Here is a 15,884-nt window from a genome sequence, read left to right as displayed (position 1 = left end):
TACCACCTAGTACGCTGCATGGATTCCCCGCGCTGCACGTGCCAAGGGAACTTCGGGGTTGATGAGAGGCCAGTGACAGTGACGTCAGCAGGACGCGACACCGCGGACAGCATCGAGACCATGAGGATCGGCGTGCTCGTTGTGGCCTACAACGCGGCCAGTACGCTGCGACAGACCCTGGATCGCATCCCGGACGCGTTTCGTGAGCGACTCGACCACGTCCTCGTCTGTGACGATGCCAGCGCGGACGAGACCTACGAGATCGGCCTCGAGTACGCGTCCGGGTCCACGTTGCCGCTCACCGTGGTCAAGCACGTGGCCAATCTGCGGTATGGAGGCAACCAGAAGTTCGGCTACCGCTGGGCGATCGAGCAAGGGCTGGACATCGTCGTCATGCTGCACGGGGACGGTCAGTACGCGCCGGAGGTGATGGAGGAGATGGTCACGCCTCTCATCAACGGTGACGCCGATGTGGTCATGGGCTCGCGGATGATGGAACCGGGCTCAGCGCGAGAAGGCGGCATGCCGCTCTACAAGTACGTGGGAAACCGGGTTCTGACCCGGTTCCAGAACGCGATGACGGGGGCTTCCCTCACCGAATGGCACAGCGGCTACCGGGCATACCGCACCGATGCCCTGCGCGACGTTCCCTTCGCCGGCTACTCCGATGACTTCGACTTCGACACGGAGATCATCCTCGGGATGATGACCTCCGGGAAACGCATCGTGGAGATCCCCATCCCCACGTACTACGGCGATGAGATCTGTTATGTGAACGGCGTGTCGTATGCGCGTGACGTCGCGCTCGACGTCGTCCGACACCGGGCACGTCGTGTGGGGTTTGGGCGTTCGGGCGTCGGCGTCGACACCGAGGCCTACGAGGTCAAACACAGCCCGCACTCGTCGCATGGGCAGCTGCTGAACTGGATGGCCGGCGTCTCGTCCTCGTCGATCTTGGACGTGGGGTGCTCCGACGGGCATTTTGCAGGTCTCGTCCGGTCGATGGGTCATCACGTGGTTGGCGTCGATCTCGTCAAACACGACGGCATCGGGGAACGTGTCGACGGCTTCATCGAAGCTGACCTGAACCAGGGTCTGCCACCCGAGACCGGCACCGGCTTCGACGTCATCGTCGCGGGCGACGTGCTCGAGCATGTGATCGATCCCGACGCCCTCATGGCCGACATGACGTCTCGGCTCGCCGACGGAGGGTCGATCCTCGTCAGCGTGCCCAACTTTGGCCACTGGTACCCCAGACTTCGAACGGCCACGGGGACCTTCGACTACGACCAGCGAGGTCCCTTGGACCGCGGACATGTCCGGTTCTTCACGCGTCGCAGCTTCGAGCGGCTCATCTCCGACGCCGGATTGCGGATCGTGGAACGACGCACGGTCGGATCGCCCATCGATGTCCTGGAGCGTGGAGGCAGTCCACTGGGGGGCCGCCTCGCCCGGGCACTGTCTGCCGTCGACCGGGTGGCAGTGCGCGCCCGTCCGACGTTGTTCGGGTACCAGTTCCTCTACAAACTGGAACGCGTTTGACCACGGCCGCCCCGGCACGCCGCCAGGCTTTCGCGACGGTCGCTGGCCTCCTGTTGGGTGGTGTCCCGTTCTTCCTCGTGCTGCTGAACTTCAGGCTCGACGTCCTCCGCACAGCGGTCGCCCCACGCTTCGCGTCCAACTTCTTCGACATCCAGGCCAGCGCCTTCCTCGACGGAGAGATGAGGGTCCCGAACGGAATCCTGGGGATTGAGGGCTTCGTCATCGATGGCGAGACCTTCATGTACTTTCCGCCGTTTCCTGCGCTCCTCCGCATTCCCGTCCAACTGATCACTCACGAGTTCGACGGACGCCTCACCGTCCTATCCATGGCCCTGGCCTGGGGGGTGCTTGCCGTCGTCAGCGCGAAGCTCGTGTGGCTTGTGAGGGAGTGCGTGCGCCCGATCGAGGCCGTCAGCCGCACCGACTGCCTGGTCGCAGCGATCCTGCTCGGTGCTGTCACGGGCGGCACGGTTCTCACGTTCGACGCTTCTTTGCCCTGGGTCTACCACGAGGTGTACCTGTGGGCGTCCGCGTTGACCGTCGGCGCAGGTTACTGGCTCCTCCGTGTCGCGCTTCAACCCACTCGCTCGTCGATCGCGTGGCTGGGCGGCTTCACTCTGGCCACATCGCTCACGCGCACTCCCGGCGGGTGGGCGATGAGCGGCACGGTGCTCGCGCTGGCAGCATGGCTCACCTTTCGTCAGCGTCGCGGCGCAGGGGCCACGAACGACAGGCGCCGTCGTTGGCCCGTACGGGATGTACGGACGCCCATGGCCGTCTTCGCAGCTGGAGCTGTGCCACTTGTCGTCTCCGTGACATACAACTGGGTGAAGTTCGGACACCCGTACCTCTTTCCACTCGAGCGGCAGGTGTGGACGCAGGTGAACGAGCACCGGCGAACCGCTCTGGAGGTCAACGGAGGCACAATCACCGGACCCCAGTTCCTCGAGACCACCCTGGTCAACTATTTCCGGCCGGACGGCATCCGGTTCGTGGACTACTTCCCGTTCATCACACTCCCCAGTGAGCCGGCGCGGTCGTACGGCGGCGCATTCCTCGACCAGACCTATCGCACGGGCAGCGTCACGGCGTTCATGCCACTGCTTGTCCTGCTGTCCCTCTGCTCTGTCGCAGCTCTTCTGCAACGGTCGCCGACTCCGACGGTGGCGGCCCTGCGTTGGCCGGCGGTCGGATCTCTGATGGTGGGGGGCGGAGTTCTTGGTTACGGGTATCTTGCGCATCGCTACACCAGCGACTTCGTTCCCGCATTGGTCATCCTCGGGACCATCGGGCTATGGCAGGTCACGACGCTCTCGGTGCCGCGTCCACAGCTCGTCCGACCAGCACTCCTCACCGCCATGGTCACCCTGACGGTGTTCAGCATCGCCGCTCAGATGGCCACCGGTGCTCTGGCTGCCGCACACACTCATCGAGGGCACGAGCTGACCTCCTTCCTCTCGCTGCAGGAGCGTGTCAGCGGCGGCCCGGGCTCGCCGGTGTCTGACTTGGTGTCACGTTCGGACGGTCTGCCCGGACGCGGTTCTGCTGACGACCTTCACATCGCCGGCGACTGCGCGGCGTTGTACGTCAATACCGGCGACCAGTACGAACCATGGAACCTGGTCGAGCACCGGGACATGATCGTCGACCTCACCCCGACATTCATCAACTACCGACCTGGGCTCCTGAGGTTGTTCCAGCAGTTCGGTGTGGAGACACGACAGGTGTCCGTGGAGTTCGATCAAGGCGTCCCGCAGGCTCGGCTGGTCGTCGAGGACCGGGACGGGAGTTTCTACTCGCCCTGGTTCGAGGTCGCGAGGGATCGCACGATTCGCATCACTGCGCACGCTCGCCCCGAGCTCTTCGAGACGAGGATCCGGGTGAACGAGGATCCGAGGTACGACCTCTACGTGCCCCTCGCCGAATGGAACCGTGACTGGTACAGCGATCTCACCCAGCTCCAGTTCAGGTCGAGCATCGATGGTGGCCGCACCGACCACGTCCGCGCCACGACCCAGTGGGGTCCGGTTCCGAGCCTGTGCGGTCGGCTGGCGGCCCCGCGCACGGTCGCCGCGTCACGTTGAGACCCGGTGAAACGCCATGAGTGGCGCGCGAGCCCCACGCAGCGTGCGTAGCCTCAGCGCGGTCGGCGCCGGGACGCTCTTCGCCAACGTGATCGCCTATGCGCTCTTCCTCGTGCTCAACCGTGCACTAGGGCCGGATGAGCTCGGGGCCGTTGCCTCGCTGCTCAACCTCGTCATCATCGCAGGGGTCGCGGCTCTGTCGACGCAGCTCGTCAGTGCGTGGCGGGTGGCGCTGCACCGACCGGGCGCACAGGCGACGGCGCTGCGGACAGGCGCAGTCGTGGGCCTCGTCGCCACCGCCGTCGTCGCTGCCCTCACCCCAGTGATCGTGCGGGTGCTGCACCTGGACGGGCCCGCGCCCGTACTCCTCGTTGCCGCGGCGATGGTGCCGACGTGCCTCATCGCCGCCGTCCAGGGCACCCTCCAGGGCGGCGAGCGCTTCGTGGTCCTCGGAACCCTCTACGCCGTGGTGTCGGTCGCTCGCACCACGGGTGGTGCGGTGGCCGCCTGGCTCGGGTGGGGCGTCTCGGGTGTCATGGCCCTCACCGCCCTGGCGTCGTGGCTCGTGTCCTTCGGCGCCCTTGCTCTCGTCCGCACCCATGTCCGCGCCGCGCTGAGCTCGTCGGCGCCGACCCAGGTCAGGCGGGTGCTCGCCGGCATGGCCGGGACCTCGGCCCTCCTCGTGGCCTCGACCATCGACACCCCTGTGGCGCGGCACGTGCTGTCCGGCGAGGACTCGGGCGCGTATGCCGTCCTCAGCCTTTTCGCCAAGGCGGCCTTCTGGGGTCCGGCCTTCCTCGCCACGGTCCTCTACGCGGGCATGTCCCGGGCCAAGGGCGCCCGCCCGCTCCTCGTCGCACTGGGTGGGACCGGCGCAATCGTGCTCGTCGGGGTGGCGTTCTCGGCGTTGCTGTCCGGGCCGCTGGTCCGCATCGTCGGTGGCCCGGCATACACGCACCTCGCCGACCTTGTGCCGGTCTTCACGGCTCTCGGCGGCGCTTGGGCGCTCGCCCAGGTGCTCGTGTTCTGGGGGGCGGCCCGCGGCAACCACGCCGTCGGCTACCTCGTGTGGACCGCCGTCGCCGCAGCGGCAGCCGTCGTCGTGCTCTGGCGGGACGGGAATGTCAGCGAGGTCGCGACGACGTTCCTCGTCGCGTCCCTGGTCGTCACGGCCGTCGGCGTCTGGGTCAGCGTTCCTCGCGGCGCCCGCGACGTGGCGCGGTCCTGACGAACCCGGTCGTGGGCGCAGAGGACCCGCCCAGCCCGAGGTGCTGTCCGAACACCACGCCGATCCCGGCGCCCGCCAGGGTCGCGATGACGAGCCTGGTCACGGGGTCGGCGAAGAGGGATCGGTCGATGCCCTCGGCGATGATGGCGGCCACGACGAGCAGCGCGAGCCTGATGAAGCCGGCGTTGCCGAGCCGCTGGACCGTCAGGCCCGCGCCGACCCGGTCTTTGACGAGGACGACCGCGATGCTGGCCGCGACGACCCCGAAGATGAGCGCGACCGCGACGACCTCGCCCCCGTGCTCGCCGTCGGCCGCGTAACGCCCCCACGACAGGACGAAGCTGACGACGAGGACCACCACGCCGATCGTCAGGTGGACCTGACGCTGTCCGGGCATGCTCGCAGGATAGGACCGCGGGTCCCCCGCCGGACCGGGAACGCAGATCCCGGCGGACGCCCGACCGGGCTCAGTGCGCCGCGTCGTGCCAGCTGCGGCCGTGACCCACGCTGACGTCGAGCGGCACGTCGAGCTCGACCGCGCGACCCATCTCGCGACGGACCAGCGCCTCGACCTCGTCGCGCTCGCCCTCGGCGACCTCGAGCACGAGCTCGTCGTGCACCTGGAGCAGCATCCGTGACTGTGCCCCAGACTCGCGCAAGGCGCCATCGACCCCGATCATCGCGAGCTTGATGATGTCGGCCGCGGACCCCTGGATGGGGGCGTTGAGGGCCATCCGCTCGGCTCCCTCGCGTCGCTGCCGGTTGCTGCTCGTGAGGTCGGGCAGGTAGCGGCGCCGGCCGAGCATGGTCGCGGTGTAGCCCGTCGCCCGGGCCTCCGCCACGACCTCGCGGAGGTAGTCGCGCACGCCGCCGAACCGGTTGAAGTACTCGTCCATCAGGCCCTGTGCCTCGCCGGTCGAGATGGTCAGCTGCTTCGAGAGACCGAAGGCGGACAGTCCGTAGGCCAGGCCGTAGCTCATGGCCTTGACCTTGCTGCGCATCTCGGCTGTGACGTCCGAAGGAGCGACCGAGAAGACCCGGGCACCGACGAAGCGGTGGAGGTCCTCGCCGGTGCGGAACGCCTCGATGAGCCCCTCGTCGCCGGAGAGGTGCGCCATGATCCGCATCTCGATCTGGCTGTAGTCCGCCGACAGGAGCGACTCGAACGGCACGCCGTCATGGCTGCCGACGATGAAGACCTCACGGATCCGCCGGCCCTCCTCGGTGCGGATCGGGACGTTCTGCAGGTTGGGGTCGGTCGAGCTGAGCCGGCCCGTCGCGGCGATCGTCTGGATGTAGGTCGTGTGGATGCGCTGGTCCTCGGCCACCGACTTGATGAGCCCCTCGACGGTGACGCGCAGCCGAGCCGCGTCCCTGTGGCGCAGCAGCGCCTCGAGGAAGGGGTGCTCGGTCTTGGCGTAGAGGTCGGTGAGCGCGTCCGCGTCGGTGGTGTAGCCGGTCTTGGTGCGCCGGGTCTTGGGCAGCCCGAGCGTCTCGAAGAGCACCGTCTGCAGCTGCTTGGGCGAGCCGAGGTTGATCGACTCCCCGCCGATGGCGTCCCAGGCGTCCTGCTGCGCCTCGCGCACCTTGGCGTCGAAGTCGGCCTCCAGCGCGCTCAGGGCGTCGGTGTCGACGGCGATCCCGGTGCGCTCCATCGTGGCGAGGATGTCGACGAGAGGCAGCTCGATGTCGCGCAGCAGCTCCGTGCCGCCCGTCGCCTCGAGCTGCTCACCCAGCGGGACGGACAGGTCGAGCACCGCACGCGCCCGCACCATCGCGTCCTGGCCGACGACCTGGTCGGCGGTGCCGTCGAAGGACATGTCGAGCATCCCCTGCCCCCCGGCCTGCTCCTCGGCCTTGAGCTCGCGCCCGAGGTGCCGGACGACGAGGTCGGCGAGGTCGAAGCTGCGCTGGTCGGGCTTGACGAGGTAGGCGGCGAGCGCGGTGTCCATCGTCACGCCGGCGACGGGCAGACCGCGGGCGCGCAGGGCGTGCATCTGCCCCTTGGCGTCGTGCATGACCTTGGGCCGCGAGCTGTCGCCCAGCCAGTCGGCCAGGGCCTTCTCGCCCACCTCGTCGAGCTCGGTGACGTCGACGTATGCCGCCGCGTCACCGGCCGAGGCCAGCGCGATGGCCGACACGTCACCCGTGCCGCGACCCCACGCACCGACCACGTGGAGACCGGTCGGCTCGGTCGTCGCGTGCTCGTCGAGCCACGGACCCACCTCGGCGGAGGCGAGCACGGAGGCGTCGAGGTCGAAGCCGCCCTCGGCCTCGTCCGGCGCCGCCTCGAACGTCTCGAACAGCCGGTCGCGCAGCACCCGGAACTCGAGGCCGTCGAAGACCCGGTGGACCTCCTCGCGGTCCCACGTGGAGCGCTCGAGGTCGCCGATCGTCACGTCGAGGCTGAGGTCGCGCACGAGCTGGTTGAGCCGGCGGTTGCGCAGGACGCTCGGCAGGTGCTCGCGCAGCGACTCTCCCGCCTTGCCCTTGATCTCGTCGGCGTGGGCGACGACACCGGCGAGGTCGCCGTAGAGGCTGAGCCACTTCGCGGCCGTCTTGGGTCCCACCCCGGGCACCCCCGGCAGGTTGTCGCTGGTCTCGCCGACGAGAGCGGCGAGGTCGCTGTAGCGCTCGGGCGACACGAGGTACTTCTCCTCGACCGCCCGGGGGTCCATGCGCCAGACCTCGGAGACGCCTCGCACGGGGTAGAGCAGCGAGACCTTGTCGGACACGAGCTGGAAGGCGTCGCGGTCACCGGTGCAGATGACGACGTCCATGCCCTCGGCCTCGGCCATCGTCGTCAGCGTCGCGATGACGTCGTCGGCCTCGAAGCCGTCGACCTGGACGTGACGGATGCGCAGGGCGTCGAGCACCTCGCGCACGAGCGCCACCTGACCCTGGAACTCGCTGGGGGTGGCCGAGCGGGTCGCCTTGTAGTCGGCATACTCCGCCGCGCGGAAGGTCTGGCGGGAGACGTCGAACGCGACGGCGACGTGCGTGGGCGCCTCGTCCCGCAGGACGTTGATGAGCATCGACGTGAAGCCGTAGACCCCGTTGGTGTGCTGACCGGTGCTCGTCGAGAAGTTCTCCGCCGGCAGTGCGAAGAACGCACGGTAGGCAAGGGAATGACCGTCGAGGAGGAGGAGGCGACTCACGCATGGCAGCCTATGGCCAGCCCCCGACACCAGAGAAGGCGACCATGAGCAGCGCACCCCAGGATCCCGCCGCACAGCCGGACGCGATGTCCCTCGTCCGGCAGATGGCGGACATGAACCCGAGCTCGCTCCTGCACCGCATGGGCATCGAGGTCGTCGAGGCCGGCCCGCAGCGGCTCGTCGCGACCATGCCCGTCGAGGGCAACACCCAGCCCTACGGCCTGCTCCACGGCGGCGCGTCCGTCGTCCTCGCCGAGACCCTCGGCTCCATCGGCTCGGCGCTGCACGCGGGGCCGGACCGGATCGTCGTCGGCACCGACATCAACGCCACCCACCACCGGGCAGCCCGCTCCGGGCTCGTCACGGGCGTGGCGACGCCGCTCTCACTGGGCAACACCCTGTGCTCCTGGCAGATCGTCGTCACCGACGAGGACGACCGGCTCGTCTGCACCTCACGGATCACCTGTCTCGTACGCGAGGCCCCTCCCGGCGCCTGACACGCAGCCGGGCGGATGGCGTCAGCTGGCGCGCGAGGCGATCGAGCGCAGCGACCGGCGACGCCGGATCAGCTGGTCGACGGCCGAGTGACCGCTCCCCTGCGGGGCGAGGCGACGCCGCAGCTGGGTGGTGCCGACGACACGGCGCACCATGACGGAGGAGAACCCGAGCCGAGCGAAGAAGCGGTGGGCCTCCCTGCTCTGGGTGGGGACGTTGCTGACGATGACGTCGGAGCCCGCGCGCTCCGCGAGCCCGACGACGGCGCAGAGCAGTGACCGGGCCACGCCGTGTCGGCGGGCCTCCGGGTCGACGTAGAGCTGCTCGACGGCAACCTCCGGCTCAGGGCTCAGGCCGAACGGGTTCTCCGACGTGACGACGTAGCCCACCGGGCGCCCGTCGAGCCGGGCCACGTGGGCGTGCACGTCCGGGCGGGCCAGGGCGAGCTCGAGCCGACCCTCGCTGGCGAACCGCGCCGTGACCTCGGGGTTGGCCCCGGAGCCCACACGGGAGGCGAACCACATCGCGACGAGATCTCCGACATCCTGCTGACCGACCGGGGTGACCTCCACAACACTGCGGACCACGAAAGAATCTCCTGTCTCGACACCCCTGCCTGGACGATCCGACCCTACGGTGCCGTCGGTCGGCGCGGAAGGCCTTCGCGAAAGAATCGTCAACAATCGTAGAGTTCGGGCCGTGGACGCTCCCTTCCCCGGTCTGGGCACCCTGGTCAACATCGCGACGGTGGTGCTCGGAGCGCTCCTGGGCATGGCCGTCGGGCACCGCTTCCCGGACCGGACCCGCTCGGTGGTCACCGACTGCCTCGGCCTCACCACCCTGCTCATGGCAGGGCTGTCCGCGGTCAGCGTCACCGACCGGGCCCTCTCCGACGCCACCGGGAGGGGCGCCCCCGTCCTCATCGTCCTGGGGTCACTCCTCGTCGGCAGCATCGCCGGGTCGCTGCTGCGCATCGGGGACCGGCTCGAGGCCCTCGCCGGCACGATCGAGGCGTGGTTCGCCCGGCGCTCCCCCGCCCTCGCCGACACCGACGACGTCGTCACCACCGGAGCCGGGGGCACCGCCACCGCGGTGGCTGCGACCGCGACCACGGCCCGCGAGAAGTTCATCGAGGGGTGGCTGGGGGCCTCGCTGCTCTTCTGCGTGGGTCCCCTGACGATCCTCGGCTCGCTCTCCGACGGCCTCGGGCGCGGCATCGACCAGCTCCTGCTCAAGTCGGTTCTCGACGGCTTCGCCGCGCTCGCCTTCGCCTCGACCTTCGGGGTCGGCGTCCTGCTCTCGGCCGTGTCGGTCGCCGTCGTCCAGGGAGCGCTGACGCTCGTCGGGGTGCTCCTCGGCTCGGTTCTCCCCGAGCCGCACATCCTCGCCCTCACCGCCACAGGCGGGCTCATGCTCGCCGGTATCGGCCTGCGGCTGCTGCGGATTCGGGACGTGCCCGTGGCCGACATGCTGCCGGCCCTGCTCGTGGCACCCCTGCTCACCCAGCTCGTCATCACGCTCAGGTGAGAGAACTCGTATGCCGTGACACGGCATACGAGGTCAGTGCGGCAGGGCGCTCAGGCATTCTCCATGCCGGCCACGACGGCGTCGGCGACCTCACGCATGCCCATGCGGCGGTCCATCGCCGTCTTCTGGATCCAGCGGAACGCCTCGGACTCGCTGATCTTGAGCTTGGTCATGAGCACGCCCTTGGCACGGTCGACCGCCTTGCGCGTCTCCAGGCGGTCGCCGAGGTCGGCGACCTCGGACTCGAGCTCCTTGAGCTCACCCCAGCGCGAGAGGGCGATGTCGATGGCGGGCACGACGTCGGTGGCCGTGAACGGCTTGACGATGTAGGCCATGACCCCCGCGTCGCGGGCCCGCTCGACGAGCTCGGTCTGGCTGAACGCCGTGAGCATGACGACGGGGCAGATCCGCTCCTTGCCGATCTGCTCGGCCGCGGAGATGCCGTCGAGGACGGGCATCTTGACGTCCATGATGACGAGGTCGGGACGCAGCTCGGTGGCGAGCTCCACCGCCTGCTCACCGTTGCTTGCCTGGCCGACGACGTCGTAGCCGGCCTCCCCCAGCATCTCGGCGAGGTCGAGACGGATGATCGCCTCGTCCTCGGCGACGAGGATCCGCTTGGCGGTCGTGGGGGCGGAGGTCGTCTCGGTCACGGGCTCAGCCTAGGGGACGCGTGGTGGCGTGGTGCCGAGGGCGGGACTTGAACCCGCACGCCCTTGCGGGCAAAGCATTTTGAGTGCTCCGTGTCTGCCATTCCACCACCCCGGCGAGGGCTCTGACCTGCGTGGGCGGACACGTCTCCACTCCGATTCCGAGTCCTGCGACGTGGCCCACACCTGATCAGCAAGCAGGATACCCGCGCCCGCGTCGTGCACCGACGGCGCCGAGCGGTCGGTGTGCACGCCAAGGCGGCGCGGGCTGCCTTTACAGCGTTGCCGCAGCGATGGAGACTGCGCGCATGCGTTGGCTCACCGCTCTGGTCGCCGCGACCTGCCTGGTGCTGTCCGGCTGCGCGGATGACGATCCGGCGGCTGCCCCGCAGGACGGCGCTGACAAGGCGGCTGTGGTGAATCCGGTCATCGAGACCGACTTCGCCGACCCCGACGTCGTCGTGACGGCCGACGGTCTCGTCGCGTACGCCACCGGTGTGCCCGGCAGCAGCTCCATCCAGGTGACGCAGTCCGACGAGGACCCCGACACGTGGTCCGACCCGGCCGATGCCCTGCCGGAGCGTCCCGACTGGCAGCCACTCCAGCAGGGCCTGACCTGGGCGCCGGACGTCATCGAGCGCGACGGCACCTGGTGGATGTACTACGTGGCGCGCGAGACCGCCTCCGGTCACCAGTGCCTGTCGCGCGCGGCCGGACAGGCTCCCACCGGCCCGTTCGTGGACGACAGCGAGAAGCCGTTCCTCTGCCAGCACGACCTCGGCGGCTCCATCGACCCGGAGGTGTTCGCCGACGACGACGGCTCTCTGTGGTTGTACTGGAAGAACGACGGCAACGCGATCGGCGTCGACACCACCATCTGGGTCCAGCGGCTGGACGACGACGGCGTCACCTTGGTCGGGAAGCCCCGGGACACCGGACTGCGTCAGACCCACGCCTGGCAGGGCGCGCTCGTCGAGGCTCCCGCGGTCATCCGCCGCGGCAAGGCCTACGTGATGTTCTACTCCGCCAACGACTACGGCTCGGCCGACTACGCCATGGGCTACGCGGTCGCCTCGTCTCCCCAGGGCCCGTTCGTCGACCAGTCGACCGAGCCCTGGGTGCGCTCGACTTCGGAGGCGGCCGGCCCGGGTGGGCAGGCCGTCGTGACGCTGGGAGACGAGACCTGGCTGGCGTACCACGCCTGGGATCCCGACAAGGTCGGCTACGCCGCCGGCGGGGAACGCTCGATGTGGCTGGACCGGATCCGGTGGGACGGTGACGTGCCCGTGCTCGAGGGACCGTCGGCCACACCGCTGGCCGTTCCGTCCGGTTGACCGGGCTGCGCCAGACCTGCGTGGCGGGCCACGAGCAGACGGGGCAGGCTGCGGCATACGAGGCGGTGTCAGGCGGTGTCCCCTGGAGGGGCACCCCCGCTTGTGAAGCCTCGGCAGACTGCAGTGGGCGTTTGCGGGGTCCGGATACGGCCGGTCTTCTCTGCCTGACCGTGGGCGTCACGGTTCGGCAGCACGATGGAGGATCATGCGGATGCGGCACGGAGAGCAGCCGTCAGCGGGACTGCGCCAGGCCCTGTGGGTCTCACGATGCGACCGCGATCGCCCAGCACTATTGGACGATGCCGGCTCGGCGGCGGCAGCGCGCCCAATGCCCAGACCCGTCTGCGCCTCGTCAGCGGGCGTCCTCACCGTGGATGGGGCCTGGTCGGCGCGTGCCCACTCGAGCCCACGACCTTGAATGTTGATCTCAAACATGGGAAACAGTGACTTAGCCGCCCATAGTGGTTTCGTACGTCTCCACACCCGTGACACCGTGTCGGGATTTCAGGGGGAGGCCATCAGTCAATCGATAGCGGGGGTACGGTCGCACGGCGCGCGCGGGGTCCGCGCTCTCGATGGGCGCACGCAGGAGGAGGAGCGACTGGTTTGCTGACAGGGCTAGCCAGGTTGGGCAGAATGACGCTATGGAACTGTCGTCGCTCGGCGTGAGCGCGACAGCTGGCGCTCTGCGCGATCCGGCGGGAGTGCTTCTGCATCACCGGTGGACCAAGGAAGGTGTCCGTGTGTCGCCGATCGATAACGGCGGGCAGATGCTGCACCTGTCGGTAGCGCTGTGCGTTCTCAACGACACCTACCGCGAGGCTGAGCGTCTGGGAGTGAGCGTGGATGGAATCGCGGTGGAGGCGGACGGCAGCTTCGATGACCAGTGGCGCTCGACCGGCATCGAGTACAGCGTCACCCTCCAGTCCGAGGCCCCGGCGGAGAAGGTGCAGCACCTCATGGCTGTGGTCGACCAGGTCGCGGAGATACCGCGGGCGGTCCGGGCGGGGGCACCAGTCAGGAGGCGGGCTTGACGTGAGACAACCGCGGGCATCGTGACTTTTCAGCCTGCTTACCTCACTGGTGTCCGCAGCGTCAGCGACGATCATCCAGTTTTCGCCACCGATCCAGCGCTCCGCCGAGTGCACACGCACTGCCGTCCGCAGTGATCGTGGGCCAGACGTTCGTCCCGTGAACTGGCATCTCACCGACCTGATTGTGCGTTTGGCGACACCAGTTGTGCCAGTCGTTGTAGGGACTGCTCCATGCCGCTGGCGAGTTCGTCCCGTCGGTTGCCGGCTCGGTAGATCCGCTCGATGACGAACCAGCCGATGCGCCTGATGGGTCGGGTCACCTCGTAGGCCACGGTTGTGTGGGTCCCCCCGTCGGCAGGGGTCACGGTCCACTGCCAAGCGATCGTGCCGGCGAAGGGCTCCGTGCGCTCGAACCGAAGGAGGTGCCCCGGCTCGACGCGCGTGATCACGGGACGATTCTTCCAGCTGCGGCCGTTCACCGTGTTCGTGGCCTCGAACCGGACACCAACTGCTGGCTCCGTCGCGCCGTCGAGCCAGCGGCATGCTGATACCTCGGGGCTGAGGTCCGGAGCTCGTGTCACGTCGCTGACCACCGCCCACACTTCTTCGGGCGTGGCCGACATGAGGGCTGAGCGCTCGTCACGGTCCAGTTGTTGCATGAGGTCCTCCTGCGATCGGGTTTTGATATGTCGTGATGAAGAGGTCGACGGCGCGGTCGGTCAGCTGGCTGAACGTTCCCTCCTCGTAGGTAGCACCAGGGTCGTTGGCCATCTGCTGACTGATGACGCCGCTGAGCACGACAGTCCACAGCCGGAGGGCCTCTTGGGTGTCAGCTTCTGGCCTCAGCTCGCCCCGAGCCACCGCCTCCCGGAGCTCGGCTCTCAGCTCGGCCATGTCCTGCGAGCTTGCGGCCAACGTGGTGGGGGAGGGTGTGAAGGACGGAACGACCCGCCAGAAGAGCAGCTGAGCCAGGGCCGGGTTGGCGCTTGCCCAACGCACCAGCGCCTGCGCGGCCGCGCGCATTCTCATCACCCCAGGCTCCGCGTCAGCTGTAGCGGCGCGCACGGCGCCTAATTGCGCTTGCAGTCCCCTAGCGAACAGTGAGTCATAAAGGGCGTGCAAGGAATCGAAATACTTGTAGAGCGACGGTCCCCGAATGCCGGAGCGCCGTGCCACCTCGACAACGGTGAGACCTCCAACGCCCTTCTCGGTCATGATGTCAATGGCGTGCGTCAGCGCCTCATCCATGACGGCCTGCCGACGTCGCGCGATCCGATCCACTCAGTGCCTCCAACCGCTCGGCTTCATAGCGTAGCCGAGGCTACAGTATCTAGCCCCTGTCGATGGCGGTCAGGGCTCGCCATTCCGGCAGATCCTCGTCATCGCCGGGCTCAACATCTACTGCAGCGCCGCAGTGGCCTTCGGCGGCACCGCCGCGGCGATGGGCCTGATCCGGGCAACGCAGGAGGACTGGTCGCCACCACCATGCCCGCGACTGAGCGGGCCCTTTCGCTGCGGTGCGTGCATCCCCCACCACGCCCGCTACCGCTGAGACTGCCGCGTCCGTCTTGCGTTGGGCTCGAGGCGCTGACCATCCAGGCCACCCCTCGCTGTGTGTGTGCGGACCGGTCCACTGCACGCACAGGAGATGAGGACGGAGTCAGGTGAGACCGCCCGGCACGAAGCTCCCTGGTTCTACGTGCCGGGCGGCGGCTGGTTGGTACAGGGCCGGTCATTCGTTGACAGGTCGGGTACGGCTCGCCCCTGCAGGCTTGCCTACGAGACCGCTGCCTGCGCCTGACGACGATGGCCCACCGCGGAGACGGTGAGCCATCGACGTTGACGCAAGTCAGGTCTGCAGTGGGTTACTTGACGACCTTCAGCACGCCACAGACGGCGGGGTCGGTGGCCTCTGCGGGGAGGTTGGGGTCGAGCTCACTGGCGCCCGCACCCTCGAAGTCGTACTCGCCGTTGCCGTTGTAGTCGACCCCGTGGATGACCAGGACGCCTTCACCGGCGCGGACGGCGTCGGCGATCTGCTTGGCCGTGCCACCGCCACCGGCGTAGCCGGTCCCGGCGACGCGGGTGAACTTGATGTTGTCGCGGCTGTAGCGCAGGGAGCCGTTGTCGGAGACCGGGAAGCGGGTCACGTCCAGGAAGCTGGCGGGCGAAGTGTCACCGGTGGTGTTGAGCGACACGACGACGGGCCCGTATGCCGGAATGCCTTCGACGGTGTTGATACGCCCGTCGTTGTTGGAGTCGAGGGCCGCCGTGGGGCACTCGTTGAGGGCCTGCTCGCCGTAGTGGATGTGCTGGGCGTGCGGGGCGTCCGGAGTGAGGCCGTGGGCGTGCACGTCGATGTGCTGGATCTTCTGGTTGCGGACCTTGGCGGTGGCCCAGCCGGTCGCGCCGGAGTTGTTGAGCTCGTCCAGCTCCGCTTTGAGAGTCACGGTCCTGTCGGCACCGTTGCCGGCCGGCTGCGGGTGGGCCGAGGCCGAACCGGTACCGAGAGATGCTGCCGCGACGAGGGCGAGTACTGAGGTGCCGAGGAAGGCCGTCTTGCTTCGCTTCATGGTTCGCTCCTGAGGTCTGGGACCAGGGAGACGATCTCGGTGGTCTCTCCCTGTTCGAAGCCGCTCGCCCATCGGATTGGTAGGCATCCAGGAATGGCTCGTCCACATGCTCGCCATCGACCAGTCCCCAAGAACGTCCGGAGCGTCGGGAGGCTGGTCTCACGGCGGCCGACTCTCGGGTGACGTCCGCTCATTCGCATTATGTGGGTGATCGGTGTCAAGAGGCCTCGGTGCTGTCGAGGCCAGTGATGAGGTTGTC

General features: G+C 68.5%; 14 protein-coding genes and 1 tRNA gene. 7 read left to right on the top strand and 8 right to left on the bottom strand.

Going from position 1 to position 15,884, the window contains the following annotated elements; genetic code table 11:
- Window positions 1-120: 120 nt before the first annotated feature.
- From ACOJV9_RS16080 to ACOJV9_RS16070, 3 genes are read left to right on the top strand one after another with little or no spacing between them, the layout of a single operon-like run.
- The gene (locus ACOJV9_RS16080; protein ID WP_420186244.1) at window positions 121-1,542 is read left to right on the top strand and encodes a bifunctional glycosyltransferase/class I SAM-dependent methyltransferase; all 1,422 of its coding nucleotides are present in this window, start codon (window positions 121-123) and stop codon (window positions 1,540-1,542) included.
- Entirely contained in the window at window positions 1,539-3,626 is a 2,088-nt protein-coding gene (locus ACOJV9_RS16075) for a hypothetical protein (RefSeq protein WP_420186243.1), read from the top strand. Before ACOJV9_RS16080 ends, ACOJV9_RS16075 begins: the two co-directional genes overlap by 4 nt.
- A gap of 43 nt (window positions 3,627-3,669) precedes the next feature.
- A complete protein-coding gene (locus ACOJV9_RS16070; protein ID WP_420186242.1) occupies window positions 3,670-4,854 on the top strand; it encodes an MATE family efflux transporter in 1,185 nt (394 codons plus the stop codon).
- On the opposite strand, the gene ACOJV9_RS16065 is transcribed toward ACOJV9_RS16070, so the two are convergent.
- Together ACOJV9_RS16065 and polA are read right to left on the bottom strand one after the other, a co-directional pair.
- The gene (locus ACOJV9_RS16065) at window positions 4,814-5,251 is read right to left on the bottom strand and encodes a hypothetical protein (RefSeq protein WP_420186241.1); all 438 of its coding nucleotides are present in this window, start codon (window positions 5,249-5,251) and stop codon (window positions 4,814-4,816) included. The two genes, ACOJV9_RS16070 and ACOJV9_RS16065, sit on opposite strands and share 41 nt — an antisense overlap.
- 70 nt (window positions 5,252-5,321) lie before the next feature.
- On the bottom strand, window positions 5,322-8,012 hold the full coding sequence (polA, locus tag ACOJV9_RS16060) for a DNA polymerase I (RefSeq protein ID WP_420186240.1): 2,691 nt from the start codon (window positions 8,010-8,012) through the stop codon (window positions 5,322-5,324).
- A gap of 44 nt (window positions 8,013-8,056) precedes the next feature.
- Between polA and ACOJV9_RS16055 the strand changes: the two genes are divergently transcribed.
- The gene (locus ACOJV9_RS16055; protein WP_420186239.1) at window positions 8,057-8,509 is read left to right on the top strand and encodes a PaaI family thioesterase; all 453 of its coding nucleotides are present in this window, start codon (window positions 8,057-8,059) and stop codon (window positions 8,507-8,509) included.
- 21 nt (window positions 8,510-8,530) lie between these two features.
- Here ACOJV9_RS16055 and ACOJV9_RS16050 read toward each other — a convergent pair whose 3' ends face one another.
- Complete coding sequence (locus ACOJV9_RS16050) at window positions 8,531-9,094, bottom strand: GNAT family N-acetyltransferase (RefSeq protein WP_420186238.1); 564 nt, start codon at window positions 9,092-9,094, stop codon at window positions 8,531-8,533.
- A 112-nt stretch (window positions 9,095-9,206) separates the two neighbouring features.
- Between ACOJV9_RS16050 and ACOJV9_RS16045 the strand changes: the two genes are divergently transcribed.
- The gene (locus ACOJV9_RS16045) at window positions 9,207-10,034 is read left to right on the top strand and encodes a DUF554 domain-containing protein (protein WP_420186237.1); all 828 of its coding nucleotides are present in this window, start codon (window positions 9,207-9,209) and stop codon (window positions 10,032-10,034) included.
- A gap of 50 nt (window positions 10,035-10,084) precedes the next feature.
- On the opposite strand, the gene ACOJV9_RS16040 is transcribed toward ACOJV9_RS16045, so the two are convergent.
- Together ACOJV9_RS16040 and ACOJV9_RS16035 are read right to left on the bottom strand one after the other, a co-directional pair.
- Complete coding sequence (locus ACOJV9_RS16040; RefSeq protein ID WP_420186236.1) at window positions 10,085-10,687, bottom strand: ANTAR domain-containing response regulator; 603 nt, start codon at window positions 10,685-10,687, stop codon at window positions 10,085-10,087.
- Window positions 10,688-10,716: 29 nt separating this feature from the next.
- A tRNA-Leu gene (locus tag ACOJV9_RS16035) sits at window positions 10,717-10,802 on the bottom strand.
- A 190-nt stretch (window positions 10,803-10,992) separates the two neighbouring features.
- Between ACOJV9_RS16035 and ACOJV9_RS16030 the strand changes: the two genes are divergently transcribed.
- Together ACOJV9_RS16030 and ACOJV9_RS16025 are read left to right on the top strand one after the other, a co-directional pair.
- Window positions 10,993-12,018: a glycoside hydrolase family 43 protein gene (locus ACOJV9_RS16030; protein ID WP_420186235.1), complete on the top strand. Its 1,026-nt coding sequence runs from the start codon at window positions 10,993-10,995 to the stop codon at window positions 12,016-12,018.
- 644 nt (window positions 12,019-12,662) lie between these two features.
- Entirely contained in the window at window positions 12,663-13,052 is a 390-nt protein-coding gene (locus ACOJV9_RS16025) for an OsmC family protein (RefSeq protein WP_420186234.1), read from the top strand.
- Between the two features lie 170 nt (window positions 13,053-13,222).
- Here ACOJV9_RS16025 and ACOJV9_RS16020 read toward each other — a convergent pair whose 3' ends face one another.
- From ACOJV9_RS16020 to ACOJV9_RS16010, 3 genes are all read right to left on the bottom strand, one after another.
- Entirely contained in the window at window positions 13,223-13,711 is a 489-nt protein-coding gene (locus ACOJV9_RS16020) for an SRPBCC family protein (RefSeq protein WP_420186233.1), read from the bottom strand.
- The gene (locus ACOJV9_RS16015; RefSeq protein WP_420186232.1) at window positions 13,692-14,333 is read right to left on the bottom strand and encodes a TetR/AcrR family transcriptional regulator; all 642 of its coding nucleotides are present in this window, start codon (window positions 14,331-14,333) and stop codon (window positions 13,692-13,694) included. Before ACOJV9_RS16015 ends, ACOJV9_RS16020 begins: the two co-directional genes overlap by 20 nt.
- Window positions 14,334-14,917: 584 nt before the next feature.
- On the bottom strand, window positions 14,918-15,625 hold the full coding sequence (locus ACOJV9_RS16010; protein ID WP_420186231.1) for a hypothetical protein: 708 nt from the start codon (window positions 15,623-15,625) through the stop codon (window positions 14,918-14,920).
- Between the last annotated feature and the right edge of the window lie 259 nt (window positions 15,626-15,884).

Origin of the sequence: Knoellia terrae, from assembly GCF_048606435.1 — a bacterium.
GTDB classification, from domain to species: domain Bacteria; phylum Actinomycetota; class Actinomycetes; order Actinomycetales; family Dermatophilaceae; genus Knoellia; species Knoellia terrae.
This window is presented reverse-complemented; position numbering and strand designations above follow the sequence as displayed.

Excerpts from the sequence above, each read along its gene's own strand:
- ACOJV9_RS16080 (WP_420186244.1), top strand. The coding sequence starts at position 121 with ATGAGGATCGGCGTGCTCGTTGTGGCCTACAACGCGGCCAGTACGCTG.
- ACOJV9_RS16020 (WP_420186233.1), bottom strand. The coding sequence starts at position 13,711 with ATGCAACAACTGGACCGTGACGAGCGCTCAGCCCTCATGTCGGCCACG.
- ACOJV9_RS16025 (WP_420186234.1), top strand. The coding sequence starts at position 12,663 with ATGGAACTGTCGTCGCTCGGCGTGAGCGCGACAGCTGGCGCTCTGCGC.
- ACOJV9_RS16030 (WP_420186235.1), top strand. The coding sequence starts at position 10,993 with ATGCGTTGGCTCACCGCTCTGGTCGCCGCGACCTGCCTGGTGCTGTCC.
- ACOJV9_RS16065 (WP_420186241.1), bottom strand. The coding sequence starts at position 5,251 with ATGCCCGGACAGCGTCAGGTCCACCTGACGATCGGCGTGGTGGTCCTC.
- ACOJV9_RS16055 (WP_420186239.1), top strand. The coding sequence starts at position 8,057 with ATGAGCAGCGCACCCCAGGATCCCGCCGCACAGCCGGACGCGATGTCC.
- ACOJV9_RS16010 (WP_420186231.1), bottom strand. The coding sequence starts at position 15,625 with ATGAAGCGAAGCAAGACGGCCTTCCTCGGCACCTCAGTACTCGCCCTC.